At 33.3% G+C, this 436-nt stretch carries 1 pseudogene; it reads right to left on the bottom strand.

Annotated features, from left to right (window positions below):
• Positions 1–254: 254 nt before the first annotated feature.
• Positions 255–436: pseudogene (locus DF216_RS10490) on the bottom strand (ornithine carbamoyltransferase); the annotation flags it as partial.

Below are 436 nucleotides of genomic sequence, written 5' to 3'. Positions count from 1 at the left end.
ATCATTCCTATAGCTGTAATAATCCAACCAATAATAATGGCTAATCCACCGGCTTTACCGCTAAAATCAGACATTATATTGAACGCACAGCCAACAATCCTGGATCCTATAACTAGTCCAATTAAAGAAGATTTACTGAGTTTGTTATCTCCTGATTCGTTCATATTCATTTCTCCTTTAATATCAATATGAGGTGTCTGTACATGACACTTATATCATCAGACACATCATATTCATATCGTTCCATTTAGTGATTAACTCCCCAATGTTGCTGCCATTACTGCTTTAATTGTATGCATTCTATTTTCAGCTTGATCAAACACTTTTGAATGTTCACTTCTAAAAATTTGGTCTGTAACTTCCATTTCAGCTAATCCATATTTTTCATAAATTTCTTGTCCATAAAGTGTATTTGTATCATGGAATGCTGGTAAAC

Source organism: Streptococcus oralis (assembly GCF_004127215.1).
Classification (GTDB): Bacteria; Bacillota; Bacilli; order Lactobacillales; family Streptococcaceae; genus Streptococcus; species Streptococcus oralis_BD.
The sequence above is the reverse complement of the archived record's forward strand: the minus strand, read 5'-3'. Positions and strand labels throughout refer to the sequence as shown.